Origin of the sequence: Microvirga sesbaniae (genome assembly GCF_025460805.1) — a bacterium.
GTDB lineage: Bacteria > Pseudomonadota > Alphaproteobacteria > Rhizobiales > Beijerinckiaceae > Microvirga > Microvirga sesbaniae.
This window is the reverse complement of record NZ_JAMXFJ010000003.1, coordinates 141,688-155,115: the sequence shown is the minus strand read 5'-3', so window position 1 is coordinate 155,115 and position 13,428 is coordinate 141,688. Positions and strand designations below refer to the sequence as shown.

Genomic DNA, 13,428 nt, shown 5'->3' with positions numbered 1-13,428 from the left:
AAGGGCGCCCGGATTGTCCGGACGCCCCTTTGTCAACAGCTTAGCGGATCGGGATGCCGTATTGCAGGCCGCCCTTCGTCCATTGGGCGTTCTGACCGCGCTTGATCTTCAGGCGCGAGCCTTCGCCGACGTTCTTCTCGAACACCTCGCCGTAATTGCCCACGTGCTTGATGATGCGCACGGCCCAGTCGTTGGTCAGGCCCACGGCCTCGCCGAACTTGCCTTCCGTACCGAGAAGACGCTTGATCTCCGGGTTCTCGGAGGTCTTCATCTGGTCCACATTGGCCTTGGTCACGCCGAGCTCTTCGGCGTTCAGCATGGCGTTGTGGGTCCAGCGGACGATGTCGCCCCACTGGTTGTCGCCATGGCGGACGGCCGGACCGAGCGGCTCCTTCGAGATGATTTCCGGCAGAACGATATGATCGTCCGGGGCCGAGGCGCGCAGGCGCTCGGCGTAGAGGCCGGAAGCGTCGGTCGTGAAGGCGTCGCAGCGGCCGGCGTCATAGGCCTTGAACGTCTCGTCCGAGGTCGCGAAAGCCACCACTTCGTACTTCATGTTGTTGGCACGGAAGTAGTCGGCGAGGTTGAGCTCGGTGGTGGTGCCCTGCTGGGTGCAGATCGAGGCGCCGTTCAGCTCCTTGGCGGAGGAAACGCCGAGCTTCTTGCGGACCATGAAGCCCTGGCCGTCGAAGTAGTTGATGGCAGGGAAGTCGAGGCCGAGCTGCGTGTCGCGCGACATCGTCACGGTGGAGTTGCGGGACAGCACGTCCACTTCGCCGGACTGGAGGGCCGTGAAACGGTCCTTGGCGGCGAGCGGAATGAAGCGAACCTTGGTCGGATCGTCGAAGATGGCGGCCGCAATGGCGCGGCAGAAATCGACGTCGAGTCCGGTCCAGTTGCCCTGAGCATCCGGCTGGCCGAAACCGGCGAGACCCGTGTTCGAGCCGCAGGTCAGGAAGCCCTTCTGCTTCACGCTGTTGAGCGTCGCCTGGGCGGAAGCGCCCGTCGCGAGCAGGCTGGCTGTCAGGCCGAAGGCAATCGATACGAGAGCCTTTTTCATGTTTGTATCTTCTCCCAATAGTTCCACATGGCTCGGCCGCTTATGGTTATGACCCCCCAGCCGGGCCCCGGATAGACCGGTCTACGCCGCCTCGGCTGAGACGGCATCGAGATCCATCACATTCCATGATTAATCACTGGTCAAGTCTTGATGGAAGGCATTTCTTGCCTGACTTGACGGCAGGAGCGGCCCGGTCTCAGATCGGAATCTCCTCAGCAAGCCCTTGAAGCGATGTCAAAACTCCCTCCAAAGCCCCAAAACCTATCCGAACGAACCCGCCTCGTGCATGCCGGGCGGGAGCCGTTCGAGCAGCACGGATTCATCAATACGCCGATCTACCGCGGCTCGACCGTGCTGTACGCGACCACCGACGATCTGCTGCACCGGCGCGGGCGGTATTCCTATGGGACGAAAGGGACTCCGACCACCAACTCCCTTGAAGTCGCCTGGACGGAACTGACCGGCGGCGCCGGAACCGTGCTTGCCCCATCGGGGCTCGCTGCCGTCACGGTGGCCTTGATGTCATGCCTGAAGGCCGGCGACCATCTGCTGATGACGGATTCGGTCTACCTGCCGACCCGGCAATTCTGCAACGGCGTGCTCAAGAATTTTGGTGTGGAAACCACCTATTACGACCCGCAGATCGGCCCCGGGATCGAGGCTCTCATCCGACCGAACACCACGGCCGTGTTCACCGAGGCTCCCGGCTCCCAGTCCCTCGAGATGCAGGACATCCCCGCCATCGCCGAGGTGGCGCACCGTCATGGGGCCGTCGTCCTCATGGACAATACCTGGGCGACCCCCCTGCTCTTCCCGCCGCACGAGCGCGGGGTGGACATGGCCATTGAGGCCGGCACCAAGTACCTGAGCGGCGGATCGGACCTGCTGCTCGGCATGGTCTCGGCCAATGACCGTTGCTTCAAGCGCCTGCGCGAGACTTACGACTCCTTTGCCATGTGCCCCGGACCGGAAGACGTGTTCCTGGGTCTGCGGGGCCTGCGCACCATGGCCCTTCGCCTGAGGGAGCACGGGAGCCAAGCGCTCGAGATGGCCCGCTGGCTCGAAACCCGCCCGGAGGTGGCAAGGGTCCTCCACCCCGCCCTCGCGACCGATCCGGGTCATGAGATCTGGAAGCGGGACTTCAAGGGCTCATCCGGCCTCTTCTCGATCATCCTGAAGCCCTGCTCGGACCGGGCCCTCGCCGCCATGCTCGACGGCCTGTCGCTGTTCGGAATGGGCTATTCCTGGGGCGGATTCGAGAGCCTCGTGATCCCCTTCAACTGCGCCGCCTATCGCACGGCAACCACATGGGAGCCCGGCGGTCACGCCCTGCGCTTCCACATCGGCCTGGAGGATCTCGAGGACCTGAAGCGGGACCTGGATGCCGGGTTTACCCGCCTCCGCGAGACGGACGCCAAGGCAGCCTAGGCTTTCTCGGGCTCAGGCGCGCTTAGGGCATCGGACGTGAACGGTGGGACCACGCTTGGGTCCGATCCTCACATCCTTAAGCCGCGCATCGTTCGGGCCCCTGTCCTGATCGTTCGGCCGGATGGTCACCCCCTCGTCATCACCGGGCTTGTCCCGGTGATCCCGATGCGAGAGGCGCCGCGCTCTTCCGATCGGGATGGCCGGCACAAGGCCGGCCATGACGTGGGGAGGGTGTTGTCACCGCCTCATGCCACCCTCTCACGTCATCACCGGGCTTGTCCCGGTGATCCCGATTGTTCGATGCTCCACTCTTGGCCGGCGCATCGTTGAGGGCGAAAAACCGGGCCCACTTTTTCGCACGGTGCGCTAGGCGGCCGGAGCCTGCGCCTGGGACCCCGAAACCGCCGTAGCGGCAATCTTTCGCTTCTCTTTCGCGATGAGCATCAGGTTGCGAATGTAGATGAAGATCGAAAAGGCCTGGCCCAGGATGATGACGATGTCGCTGCGGGCGAAGCCGTAGACCAGGGTCATCAGGCCACCGGAGATCGACAGCACCCAGAACCCGACGGGGATCACGCTCTTTTCCGCCTTCTCGCTGGCGATCCACTGCACGAGGAACCGGGCCCCGAAGACGAACTGGGCCAGAACGCCGAAGGCCGCCCAAAGATCGAACCGGGCGACGACAAGGTCATAGAAATAAAGTCCCAGATCGTGTGAAAGGCGCATCAACATCAGACGATTTCCTGAGCAGCGGGAACGCGGCGGCGGCGGCGGATCAACCACCAGACTCCGGCTAAATCAAGGATGCCGACCCAGAGCCGGTCGAACATCCCGTAATTCGACCGGCCGGCATGACGGGGCCGGTCGACCACGTCCACATGGGCGATCCGGTACCCTTCACGCTTGACCAGGGCCGGCATGAAGCGGTGCAGGGCGTCGAAATAGGGCAGCCGCAGGTAGACGTCGCGCCGGAAGGCCTTGAGGCCGCAGCCCGTGTCGCGCGTCCCGTCCTTCAGGATCCTCCCCCGCACCCCATTGGCGATCCGGGACTGCCATTTCTTGTAGGTGCCGTCCTTCCGTCCGACCCGCTGGCCGGCAACGAGGGCCGTTTGAGGGTCATCGAGGGCCGCCACGAGCCGGGGGATGAAGGCAGGGTCGTTCTGCCCGTCCCCGTCGAGGGTGATGACGATCGCCCCCCGGGCCGCGTGGACGCCGGTCCGGACCGCGGCGCTCTGCCCACAGCTCGCCTCGTGCCGGACGAGGCGCAGCCAGGGCCGTGTGGTCCGGGCCTTCAGAACCTCGTCCCCGGTTTCGTCGGTCGAGCCGTCATCCACATAGATCACCTCGAAGGGCGAGAGCGGCGCGCAGGCGCGCTCGATCTCCTCTACCAGCGGGAGAATGTTGAGCGCCTCGTTCTTGACGGGCACCACGACGCTGATGCGGGGCCCGGGAGAAAGGTCAGTCATCCGTTACGGGCCATCACTGGCCGCCTCTTCACAATCGCCATCTGGACTAGAGCATCGGACCCACTTTTGGGTCCGATGCTCCACTATTGGCCGGCGCATCGTTTATGCGGAAAACCGGGTCCACTTTTCCGCACGATGCGCTAGAAGCCCGTCGCATAAGCCGCGATATCGACCCGCCGCCCGCTGTTGATATTGAATCCCTGGATCCGGGTCGAGAGGGCGGGCTGCTGCTTCAGGCGCGCGTTCTCCGCCCGGAACTCCGTCTCGTACCGCTTCTCCACGAAAACGACCCGACACCCGCCCTGCCGCAGGAACGCCGATGCCTCGGGTCCCGTCTCGACCATGTCGAGGTTGGTCCCGGTCAGGAAGACGAGACTGGGTTCCCGGTAGCCGAGGGTCGCGACCTGCGGGTTCTCGCAAGGCAGGTTGCGGGCGACCTCGGCCAGCCGGTCCGAGATCTTGAGGGAGCGCAGATCGAGCTGCGCGAACCCGAAAACCCCGATCGCGAGAAAGGCCGCCGAGATGAACCCGGCCCACAGGGTCGGCACCAGCCGGCTCTTGACGAAGAGCCACCACGCCCAGAGGGCGAGAACGGAGGAGATTACGAGGAACGGGAGAGCCCGGAAGGGCAGCATCCCGTCGAACGACCAGCCGACCGCCGAGAGGCCGACGGTCAGGCCGACCGGGATGAACGGGATCATCACGGTCGCCAGCTTGGCCGCAGGCCGATGCGGACCCACGAAATGGCGCGAGATGGCCATGATTGTGACGATGGCCACCGCCGGCAACAGAGGCAGCGTGTAGTGCGGCAGCTTGGTCGGCACGGCCTCGAAGACGATCCAGGACGGGACGATCCAGGCAAGCGCGAAGGCGACCGGTTCCTCCCGGCGATGCTTCCAGGCGAAGGGCACCGCAATGGCTGCCAGGATGGCGCCCGGCCAGAACGTCGCGAAGAAGGAGATCAGGTAGAAGCCGGGCGGGGCCCAGTGATACCGCTGCGCCGTCCCGACCTTGCCCAGCATGTCGTGGCCGACCGCCTCGGAATAGAAGGCGCCGCCGGTCTTGAGCGCGATGGCGACGAACCACGGCAGCACCACCGCCAGCGTGAAGGCGGCGCCGAGCCAGGGCCTCAGGGTGAGAAGCCAACGCGCCGAGCGCTCCTTGTAGGCGAGGACCGCCGCGGCCAATCCCGCGAACATGATGACCAGCGGACCTTTGATGAGGATCCCCAAGGCGAAACCGGCCCAGAAGATCAGCAGGGCTCTCCGGGGCAGAACCCCGGCGCCGCGGCTCAGATAGGCCCTCGCGAGACCACCCATCACGGCCACGGAGCAGGCGGTCAGCATGGCGTCCGTCTTGGCGAGGCGCGCCTCCACCATGAGAATCACGCAGGTCGCCATCAGGGCTGCCGTCAGGAACGCCCCTCGTCGCCCGAAGAAGGCCAGGGCGGCCCAGTAGGTCAGCAGGACCGTCGCAATCGCCCCGAGAAGCGACGGGATGCGGTAGAGGGCGATGGTGGTCCGCGCCTCCGGCACGCCCAGCACCTGCCCGATGGCGACGCTGGCGCTCTGCATCCAGTAGATCCCCACCGGCTTCTTGTGCCGGGCCTCGTCCTGGAAGCGGATGTCCACGAGATCGCCGGATTCCAGCATCTGCTTGGAAGCCTGGGCATAGCGCGGCTCGTCCCGATCCATGGGTTGAAGGGTTGTGAAGCCCGGCAGGAAGCAGACGAGCGACAGCAGGACGAGAACGGCGCAGAGCCGGGCATGGCTCCGCTCCACGACACTCGTGAACTGGGCCACGGAGAGAGAGCGCAATGAACTCCGCGGCTGGGGGACAGAACCGTCCATCAATGACTCCGGGGGCGGGCACGCCTGCGTTCTGACGGGATATCCCATCGGCACAGGTCCATCAAACCGCGTGATGTCCTCTAAACCGGAGGGGAAGTCAAATTGACGGATGGTAGCGGGCAGGCCGGGAGGAACACGGGCCGGCGGGCCGGCATTCCATGGAGGGAGGGGTTCGTTCCGGGGGTCTCGCCGTGATCATGTTTCGCCGCTGCTGCGCCTTGTCCATCCTTGTTCTGTCGGCCACCCCGGTGGCCGCTCTCGACCAGCCCGTCGTCTGGCGGGATGAGGATACGGGCTGCGCCTACCTGCTCACCCCTCAAGGGGGCATCTCGCCCCGGCACCGACGGGACGGGACGCTGGATTGCCCGGACGTGGCCGCGGGAACGGGAGTCGTCGAGAACATGGGCAGGGACGTTGCGCGTGGCCTCGATGCCCTCCAGCGGGAGATCGAGCGCCTGCGCGAGCGGTACAACCGCCCCTGACCCGGAGACCGATCGTGACGGCGAAGACCCGAATCTACGGCCAGCATGACGAGAAGACCATCCGGCAGCTGGACCGCTGCATGCAGGTCGGGAGCGCCGCCAGGGGCGTGCTCTGCGCGGACGGACACCTCGGCTACGCGCATCCCATCGGCGGGGTGATCGCCTATGAGGAGCATGTCTCCATCAGCGGGGTCGGGTTCGATATCGCCTGCGGGAACATGGCTGTCCGGCTCGACACCCGTTACGAGGACATCGCCGGCCAGGCGGGGCGCATCCTGGCCGACATCGGCCGTGCCATCAGCTTCGGGATCGGCCAGAAAAACGCCGTCACGGTCGACCATGAGCTGTTCGAATCCCCTCTCTGGGAGGAAGCCGGTGTCCGGGATCTCAAGACGCTGGCCGCCGGACAGCTCGGGACGGTGGGCTCGGGCAATCACTACGTCGACCTGTTCGAGGACGAGGAAGGCTTCGTCTGGATCGGGGTCCATTTCGGCTCCCGCGGTCTCGGCCACAAGATCACCACCAAGCACCTCGCTCTCGGCGGGGCCAAGGACGGCATGGAGGTCGATCCCGCCCTCGTCCACCAGGACAGCGAGATCGGGCGCAGCTACATCGCCGGCGTGACGCTCGGTGGGCTCTATGCCTATGCCGGTCGGGAATGGGTGGTCGAGCGCGTGCGCCGGATCATCGGCGGTCGGGTGACCGACACGGTGCACAATCACCACAACTTCGTCTGGCGGGAGAGCCACGGCGGCAAGGAATACTGGGTCGTCCGCAAGGGCGCGACGCCGGCGTTTCCCGGGCAGCGCGGCTTCGTTGGCGGATCCATGGGCGACAACGCGGTCATCCTGCACGGAATCGACGGGAGGGAGAGCGCCGACAGCCTCTATTCGACGGTGCATGGGGCAGGACGCCTCTTCGGCCGCATGGACGCGAAGGGCAAGAAGAACAAGGCGGGAGAATGGGTCCGCCCTCCCCGGTTCACCCGCGACGAGATGGACGCCTGGCTGCGCGAAAAGGGCATTCTCCTGCGCGGAGGCGATGTGGATGAGAGCCCCATGGTCTACCGGCGCCTCGAGGATGTGCTCGCCTATCACCGAGGCACGATCGCGGTGGAGCGCAGGCTCCGGCCCTTCGCCGTCGCGATGGCCGGCCCTGGCGAGTTCGATCCCTACAAGGATTGATCCAGAACCAGGGCGGCCGAGACGCTATCGAAACCAGCCGAAGTAGAGCGCCCAGAGACTGGGGGAGCGGATGCCGCGCACCCGGCGCGCCGCTTCATCCGCACGCATCGACTCGCCGCCATGGCAGGAGCAGAGCACGATATGGGCGTCGTGCTCCGAGACCTCGAAGAAATCGACGGCATCCCCGAACCTGTCGCTCAGGAGCCCTGCCCTGCGGAGCACGGGATCGGCATAGGCGACCGTCAGGGCGGAGCCGTCGGCGCGCAACGCTCGACGCTGCGCCTTCGGTTTCCACTCGATCTCGTCCAGGGTCCGGAGGATACGGTCGGGCTCCTGCTCCAGCAGTTCGACCCAACGGTCGAGACGCTCCCGCTTCGACAGGACCGGCGCTTGGACATCCCCGGGGATCTTCAGGTCGGCGACGCTACTGAGTTCGGACAGAGGCCTGTGTTCCATGCTCCCCTCCTTGGCAGAAGAGCGGTTTCGAGCACCCACCAGCTACAAGCTCAACCTTGAAGCCTGTGGAAAAGTTCGAAACGGAACGGAATGCGGCCGCCGATATTTTAGGCACCGTCGAGGCCAGGCACCACGTCCAGGACCCTCTGGCCTCCCCGGCGTCTCGGGCCAGCCGAAGGTCCTCGGCTGGCTCTGCCGGATCAGAGGACGGCCGAGTGGTCGTGCTCCGCGCGGCTCGTTCCCATCAGCTCGGCGAGCCGGTTGCGGGCTCGATTGACCCGGCTCTTGATCGTGCCGACCTTCACGCCGAGGGCTTCGGCGGCATCCTCGTACGACATCCCTTCGGCGCCGATGAGAATGATCGCTTCGCGCTGCTCCTGCGGCAGCTTCTCGAGCGCGCTCGAGAGGTCCTGAAGCGCCAGCTTGTCCTCCTGGTCGGGGATCGCGATCATGCTGGCCGCATGGGTCCCGTCCCCATCCTCGACCTCGCGGCTGGTCTTGCGGTGGGTCGAGTAGAATCCGTTGCGCAGGATGGTGAAGAGCCACGCCTGCAGGTTCGTCCCGGCTTCGAAGGTGTCCTGCTTCGTCAGGGCCTTGAGCACGGTGTCCTGAACCAGGTCCTCCGCCTGATCGACCTTGCCGGTCAGGGAGAGAGCGAAGGCGCGCAGGTTCGGCAAGGCATCCATGACGCCGTTGATGAACTCCTGGTCGACGGGCTCGGTGTGAGCACGAATAACCTGGGCCACGCGATCGGCAAGACGGGCGAGGTCGCGCGGCAGCTTCTCCTCCGTGGGATCACCATAGAGGGCACGCAGTTGCTTCCCCAGATGCAGCCGCACGGCAGCGCTCAGCGCAGCCGCCGAGGTCGGCGCGTCGGGATGGGTGAACTCGGACTGGTTTTTGAGATTCTCTGGCATGCGGAACTATCTGGTGCGTGCCGCGGCCATTTAAATATCCGAGCGGCATTTCGACCATGAGATTTTTTCATGGCCACGCCTCTGGATCTCATCCCCTGTATGCCTAAGCGCCCAGGCTGCGTTATATGCTCGTTCGAACATGCGGCCAAACGAAGGCCGGCAACCATCCAAGGAGCATGCGGCGTGGCTCATTACCTCGGCATCGATGTCGGCACCTCGGCGGTGAAAGCGATTCTCGTCGACGATGCGCAGTCCGCCGTTGCGGAAGCCGACGTTCCCCTGAAGGTCTCGAGACCGCACGATCTCTGGTCGGAGCAGGATCCCGACACCTGGTGGGCGGCCGTGCGATCCGCGCTCGATCGGCTGCAGGCCGAAGCCGCCACGGCCCTGGCGGATATCCGCGGCATCGGCCTCTCGGGGCAGATGCACGGGGCCGTGCTGCTCGACGAAAACGATCGTCCCCTCCGTCCGGCGATCCTCTGGAACGATGGCCGCTCGTTCCGGGAGGCGCAGGAACTGGCAGAGCAGCATCCCGAGCTCTCGCAGGCCATGGGGGTGATCCCGATGCCCGGCTTCACCGCTCCGAAGCTCGCCTGGCTGGCCCGGCACGAACCGGAGGTGTTCCGCCGCGTCCGCAAGGTGATGCTGCCGAAGGATTACATACGCTTCAAGCTCACCGGTGAGATCGCGACGGAGATGTCCGATGCAGCCGGCACCTGGTGGCTCGACGAAGCCAAGCGCGATTGGTCGGATGCGGCACTGGCTGCGACGGGCCTGACCCGCGATCACATGCCGAGGCTCGTCGAAGGCTCGCAGCCCTCGGGCACGGTCCTGGCCGACGTCGCCCGGCATTGGGGCCTGCGGAGCGACGTGATCGTGGCCGGCGGCGCGGGCGATGCGGCGGCCGGCGCCGTCGGCCTCGGCGCCATCGAGGATGGGTCGGCGTTCATCTCGCTCGGGACCTCCGGGCAGCTTTTCGTCACCACCCGGGATTTCAGCCCGGCGCCCGAGGCCGTGGTTCATTCCTTCTGTCACGCGGTGCCGGGACGCTGGTTTCAGATGGCCGCCATGCTGAACGCGGCAAGCTGTCTGGCATGGGGCGCCCATGTCCTGAAAAGGGACATCGGCGAATTGCTCGGCGAAACCGAAGCCACTTACAGCAAGCCGTCCTCGGTGCTGTTCCTGCCCTACCTTGCCGGTGAGCGGACCCCGCACAACGATCCCTATGCACGCGGCGTCTTCTTCGGGCTCTCGCCCCGGACCGACCAGACCGATCTGGTGCAGGCGATCCTGGAAGGCGTCGCGTTCAGTTTCGCCGACGCGAAGCAATGCCTCGAGCAGGCAGGGACGCCCCTCGCCTATGCGGGCATGATCGGCGGCGGATCCCGAAGCGTCTTCTGGGCCAGGATTTTCGCGAGCGTCCTGAACGTCCCCATGCTGCGCTACCAGGGCAGCGACAAGGGACCGGCCTTCGGCGCCGCCCGCCTTGCGCGGCTGGCCGTGACCGGGGAAGAGCCTCAGGCCGTCTGCACGCCGCCCGATGTCCTCGCGACGATCGAGCCCGACCCGCGCCTGGTCGAACTCTACGGTCCGAGGATCGAGGCTTTCCGCGGCCTGTATCGGGCCTTGAAGCCGGAATTCATGCGACTGTGACGGCGGGTCCAGCACGCGCCGCTTACGCTACATTATAGCTTTCAGGTCCTTTCCAGCGGATGCTCGAAGGGCGACGCGCGCGAAAAGTTGTGGGCTGTCGTGCACGGCTCAAAAGGAGGGATTGAAACCCGATTGAAATGAAGCATTTAGGGCAGTCACAATCCCTTCTGATCCGGTCCAACTTTTGGCATGATAGAGTCTTCAGAATTCAAGGCTGAAAACTGCCGCTTGAATAAAGCGCCTTTAGGGAAACGCCCATGACAGGATCCGCTCCGATCCTCGAGATGAAGGACATCTCCAAAACGTTCCCGGGCGTGAAGGCCCTCTCGAACGTCTCCCTCACCGTGTATCCCGGCGAGATCCATGCCCTGATGGGAGAGAACGGCGCCGGCAAATCGACGCTGATGAAGATCCTGTCCGGCGCCTATCAGGCCGATTCGGGCGGGGAGATCCGCATCAACGGCCAACCCGTCACGATCGACGGACCGCTGACGGCGCGCCACCACGGCATCTCCATCATCTATCAGGAGCTCTCCCTCGCCCCCAACCTGAGCGTCGCGGAGAACATGCTGCTCGGGCGGGAGCATACGTCCGGCCCCATGGTCGACCGGCGCTCCATGGAGAAGGCCTGCCAGACGGTGCTGGAACGTCTCGGCGTGCACTTCAAGGCGACCACCAAGGTCAGCGAGTTGTCCATGGCCGAGCGGCAGCTCGTGGAGATCGCCCGGGCGCTCATCGCGAATTCCCGCATTCTGGTCATGGACGAGCCCACGACCTCCCTTTCCTCCCGCGAGACCGAGGCGATGTTCGCTCTCGTGCGGCAGCTGCGGGCGGAAGGGCTCGCCATCATCTATATCAGCCATCGGATGGCTGAGATCTACGAGTTGGCCGAGCGCGTCTCGGTGCTTCGCGACGGCTCCTATGTCGGCACGCTCGTGGGCGACGAGATCTCGGCCGAGCGCCTCGTTCAGATGATGGTCGGTCGCGACCTGTCCTCCTTCTACAAGAAGGAGCACGATGCCCATCAGAGCCGCGGCCCCGTGATGTTCGCCGTTCGCAGCATGGGCGACGGGGTGCGGGTGCACGATTGCTCGTTCGAGCTGCATGAAGGCGAGGTTCTCGGGATCGCGGGCCTCGTCGGGGCGGGCCGCACCGAACTCGCGCGCCTCATCTACGGCGCCGACCCTCGCACGACCGGCGAGGTCTTCCTGGAAGGCAAGCGCCTTTCGATCGCCGAGCCGGAGGACGCCATCGAGGCCGGTGTCGTCTACCTGACCGAGGATCGCAAGAATCTCGGCCTCTTCCTCGACCTCACGGTTCGGGACAACGTGAACGTGAACGTGCTGAGCCGCGACGCGCGCGCGGGCGGCGTGCTGAACCTGAAAACCGCCAAGCAGAGGGCGGCAGCGGCGATCCGCGCTCTCGGCATTCGGGTCGCGGGCGACGTGGTGCCGGTCGGCAGCCTCTCGGGCGGCAACCAGCAGAAGGTTCTGCTGTCGCGCCTGCTCGAGACGAAGCCGAAGGTCCTCATCCTGGACGAGCCCACGCGCGGCGTCGACATCGGGGCCAAGTCGGAGATCTACCGCCTGATCGACAGCCTGGCCCGCAACGGCGTCGGGGTCATCGTGATCTCCAGCGAGCTGCCGGAGATCGTCGGCATCTGCGACCGGGTCCTCGTCATGCGCGAAGGCCGGCTCGCCGGCGAGGTCGGCGGCGCCGGCCACCCGCCCGTGACACAGGAAAACATCATCACCATCGCGACAGGTGTAAGGGAAGCGGCCGAATGACATCCCCGAACGAGTCCAGCGCCGGCATGCAAGCGACCGGAGTCAAAGGCGCCGATGCGGCGTCGCAAAGCCTTCAGCGCCGGCTTGCCTGGCGCTCCACCCTGCAGGCCATCGGCATGCTGCCGGTGCTCATCATCCTGGGCATCGTGTTCGAGCTCATGTCCGGTCGGTTCCTGAGCTTCCAGAACCTGTCGATCGTCATGCAGCAGGCCTCGATCAACACCGTGCTGGCAGCCGGCATGACCTTCGTGATCCTGACCGGCGGCATCGATCTGTCCGTCGGCTCGATCCTGGCCGCCTCCGCCATGGTGGCGATCCTGGGCTCCCTGATCCCGGATTGGGGCATGCTCGGGATTCCCGCGGCCCTACTGGCGGGTTTGGGGCTCGGCCTGGTGAACGGCGCGCTCATCGCCTTCGCCAAGCTGCCGCCCTTCATCGTCACCCTGGGCTCTCTGACGGCCGTGCGCGGTCTCGCTCGCCTTCTCGGCGGGGACACGACCCAGTTCAACCCGCAGCTCCCCTTCGCGTTCATCGGCAACGGCACCCTGTTCGGCCTGCCCTGGCTCGTGTGGATCGCCTTCGCGGTCGTGATCATTTCCTGGTTCATCCTCCGAAGGACGGTGCTCGGGGTCCATATCTACGCGGTCGGCGGCAACCCGGACGCGGCCCGCCTGACCGGCATCAAGGTCTGGGCGGTGCTGCTCTTCGTCTATGCCTTCTCGGGACTCGCGGCGGGTCTCGGCGGCGTCATGTCGGCGGCGCGCCTCTTCGCCGCGAACGGATTGCAGCTCGGGCAGTCCTACGAACTCGACGCCATCGCGGCCGTGATCCTCGGCGGCACCAGCTTCGTCGGCGGCATCGGATCGATCTGGGGCACCCTCATCGGCGCGCTCATCATCGCCATCCTGTCGAACGGCCTGATCCTGGTGGGCGTCTCCGACATCTGGCAGTTCATCATCAAGGGGCTCGTGATCATCGGGGCCGTGGCACTCGACCGCTACCGCCTCAAGGGATCGGCGCGCACCTGATCAAGGAATACCAGCGCCCGTCCCGGGCGCTCGTATAAGCGATCCCCCGGACGACGAGCACAGGCTCCGGGGGGGCGCGGAGCATAAGACACCCGTACAAGGACACTTGCAAAGGAC

At 65.6% G+C, this 13,428-nt stretch carries 12 protein-coding genes; 6 read left to right on the top strand and 6 right to left on the bottom strand.

Going from position 1 to position 13,428, the window contains the following annotated elements:
* Window positions 1-40 precede the first annotated feature (40 nt).
* The gene (locus OCW50_RS06020) at window positions 41-1,060 is read right to left on the bottom strand and encodes an amino acid ABC transporter substrate-binding protein (RefSeq protein WP_262267902.1); all 1,020 of its coding nucleotides are present in this window, start codon (window positions 1,058-1,060) and stop codon (window positions 41-43) included.
* Window positions 1,061-1,291: 231 nt separating this feature from the next.
* On the opposite strand from OCW50_RS06020, the gene metC reads away from it, so the two are divergent.
* Window positions 1,292-2,488, top strand: a complete 1,197-nt coding sequence (gene metC / locus OCW50_RS06015; RefSeq protein WP_262296809.1) for a cystathionine beta-lyase — start codon at window positions 1,292-1,294, stop codon at window positions 2,486-2,488.
* Window positions 2,489-2,854: 366 nt separating this feature from the next.
* On the opposite strand, the gene OCW50_RS06010 is transcribed toward metC, so the two are convergent.
* The 3 genes from OCW50_RS06010 to OCW50_RS06000 form a co-directional block, all read right to left on the bottom strand.
* Window positions 2,855-3,220 carry a lipid-A-disaccharide synthase N-terminal domain-containing protein gene (locus tag OCW50_RS06010; RefSeq protein ID WP_262296808.1) on the bottom strand — a complete coding sequence of 122 codons (366 nt, stop codon included), beginning with the start codon at window positions 3,218-3,220 and terminating at the stop codon, window positions 2,855-2,857.
* Window positions 3,220-3,954 carry a glycosyltransferase family 2 protein gene (locus OCW50_RS06005; RefSeq protein WP_262296807.1) on the bottom strand — a complete coding sequence of 245 codons (735 nt, stop codon included), beginning with the start codon at window positions 3,952-3,954 and terminating at the stop codon, window positions 3,220-3,222. Before OCW50_RS06005 ends, OCW50_RS06010 begins: the two co-directional genes overlap by 1 nt.
* 140 nt (window positions 3,955-4,094) lie before the next feature.
* Entirely contained in the window at window positions 4,095-5,804 is a 1,710-nt protein-coding gene (locus OCW50_RS06000; protein ID WP_262296806.1) for an ArnT family glycosyltransferase, read from the bottom strand.
* Between the two features lie 191 nt (window positions 5,805-5,995).
* On the opposite strand from OCW50_RS06000, the gene OCW50_RS05995 reads away from it, so the two are divergent.
* Both OCW50_RS05995 and OCW50_RS05990 read left to right on the top strand, forming a co-directional pair.
* Window positions 5,996-6,286 carry a hypothetical protein gene (locus tag OCW50_RS05995; RefSeq protein ID WP_262296805.1) on the top strand — a complete coding sequence of 97 codons (291 nt, stop codon included), beginning with the start codon at window positions 5,996-5,998 and terminating at the stop codon, window positions 6,284-6,286.
* Between the two features lie 14 nt (window positions 6,287-6,300).
* Window positions 6,301-7,470 (top strand): RtcB family protein, encoded by a 1,170-nt coding sequence (locus tag OCW50_RS05990; protein ID WP_262296804.1) that lies wholly within the window; start codon window positions 6,301-6,303, stop codon window positions 7,468-7,470.
* A gap of 24 nt (window positions 7,471-7,494) precedes the next feature.
* Here OCW50_RS05990 and OCW50_RS05985 read toward each other — a convergent pair whose 3' ends face one another.
* Window positions 7,495-7,926 carry a hypothetical protein gene (locus OCW50_RS05985; RefSeq protein ID WP_262296803.1) on the bottom strand — a complete coding sequence of 144 codons (432 nt, stop codon included), beginning with the start codon at window positions 7,924-7,926 and terminating at the stop codon, window positions 7,495-7,497.
* Window positions 7,927-8,126: 200 nt separating this feature from the next.
* Entirely contained in the window at window positions 8,127-8,843 is a 717-nt protein-coding gene (locus OCW50_RS05980) for a sigma-70 family RNA polymerase sigma factor (RefSeq protein ID WP_262296802.1), read from the bottom strand.
* 183 nt (window positions 8,844-9,026) lie between these two features.
* On the opposite strand from OCW50_RS05980, the gene xylB reads away from it, so the two are divergent.
* The 3 genes from xylB to OCW50_RS05965 all read left to right on the top strand — a co-directional run bounded on the left by xylB (window position 9,027) and on the right by OCW50_RS05965 (window position 13,311).
* Window positions 9,027-10,496: a xylulokinase gene (gene xylB / locus OCW50_RS05975; RefSeq protein ID WP_262296801.1), complete on the top strand. Its 1,470-nt coding sequence runs from the start codon at window positions 9,027-9,029 to the stop codon at window positions 10,494-10,496.
* Between the two features lie 257 nt (window positions 10,497-10,753).
* Window positions 10,754-12,283 carry a sugar ABC transporter ATP-binding protein gene (locus OCW50_RS05970; protein WP_262296800.1) on the top strand — a complete coding sequence of 510 codons (1,530 nt, stop codon included), beginning with the start codon at window positions 10,754-10,756 and terminating at the stop codon, window positions 12,281-12,283.
* Entirely contained in the window at window positions 12,280-13,311 is a 1,032-nt protein-coding gene (locus tag OCW50_RS05965; RefSeq protein WP_262296799.1) for an ABC transporter permease subunit, read from the top strand. The genes OCW50_RS05970 and OCW50_RS05965 overlap by 4 nt, the downstream gene beginning before the upstream one ends.
* Window positions 13,312-13,428: the final 117 nt, after the last annotated feature.

What these genes read in the sequence shown, in the direction of transcription:
- OCW50_RS06020 (WP_262267902.1), bottom strand. Translation starts at nt 1,060, where the DNA reads ATGAAAAAGGCTCTCGTATCGATTGCCTTCGGCCTGACAGCCAGCCTG.
- metC (WP_262296809.1), top strand. Translation starts at nt 1,292, where the DNA reads ATGTCAAAACTCCCTCCAAAGCCCCAAAACCTATCCGAACGAACCCGC.
- OCW50_RS06010 (WP_262296808.1), bottom strand. Translation starts at nt 3,220, where the DNA reads ATGTTGATGCGCCTTTCACACGATCTGGGACTTTATTTCTATGACCTT.
- OCW50_RS06005 (WP_262296807.1), bottom strand. Translation starts at nt 3,954, where the DNA reads ATGACTGACCTTTCTCCCGGGCCCCGCATCAGCGTCGTGGTGCCCGTC.
- OCW50_RS06000 (WP_262296806.1), bottom strand. Translation starts at nt 5,804, where the DNA reads ATGGACGGTTCTGTCCCCCAGCCGCGGAGTTCATTGCGCTCTCTCTCC.
- OCW50_RS05985 (WP_262296803.1), bottom strand. Translation starts at nt 7,926, where the DNA reads ATGGAACACAGGCCTCTGTCCGAACTCAGTAGCGTCGCCGACCTGAAG.
- OCW50_RS05980 (WP_262296802.1), bottom strand. Translation starts at nt 8,843, where the DNA reads ATGCCAGAGAATCTCAAAAACCAGTCCGAGTTCACCCATCCCGACGCG.
- OCW50_RS05970 (WP_262296800.1), top strand. Translation starts at nt 10,754, where the DNA reads ATGACAGGATCCGCTCCGATCCTCGAGATGAAGGACATCTCCAAAACG.
- OCW50_RS05965 (WP_262296799.1), top strand. Translation starts at nt 12,280, where the DNA reads ATGACATCCCCGAACGAGTCCAGCGCCGGCATGCAAGCGACCGGAGTC.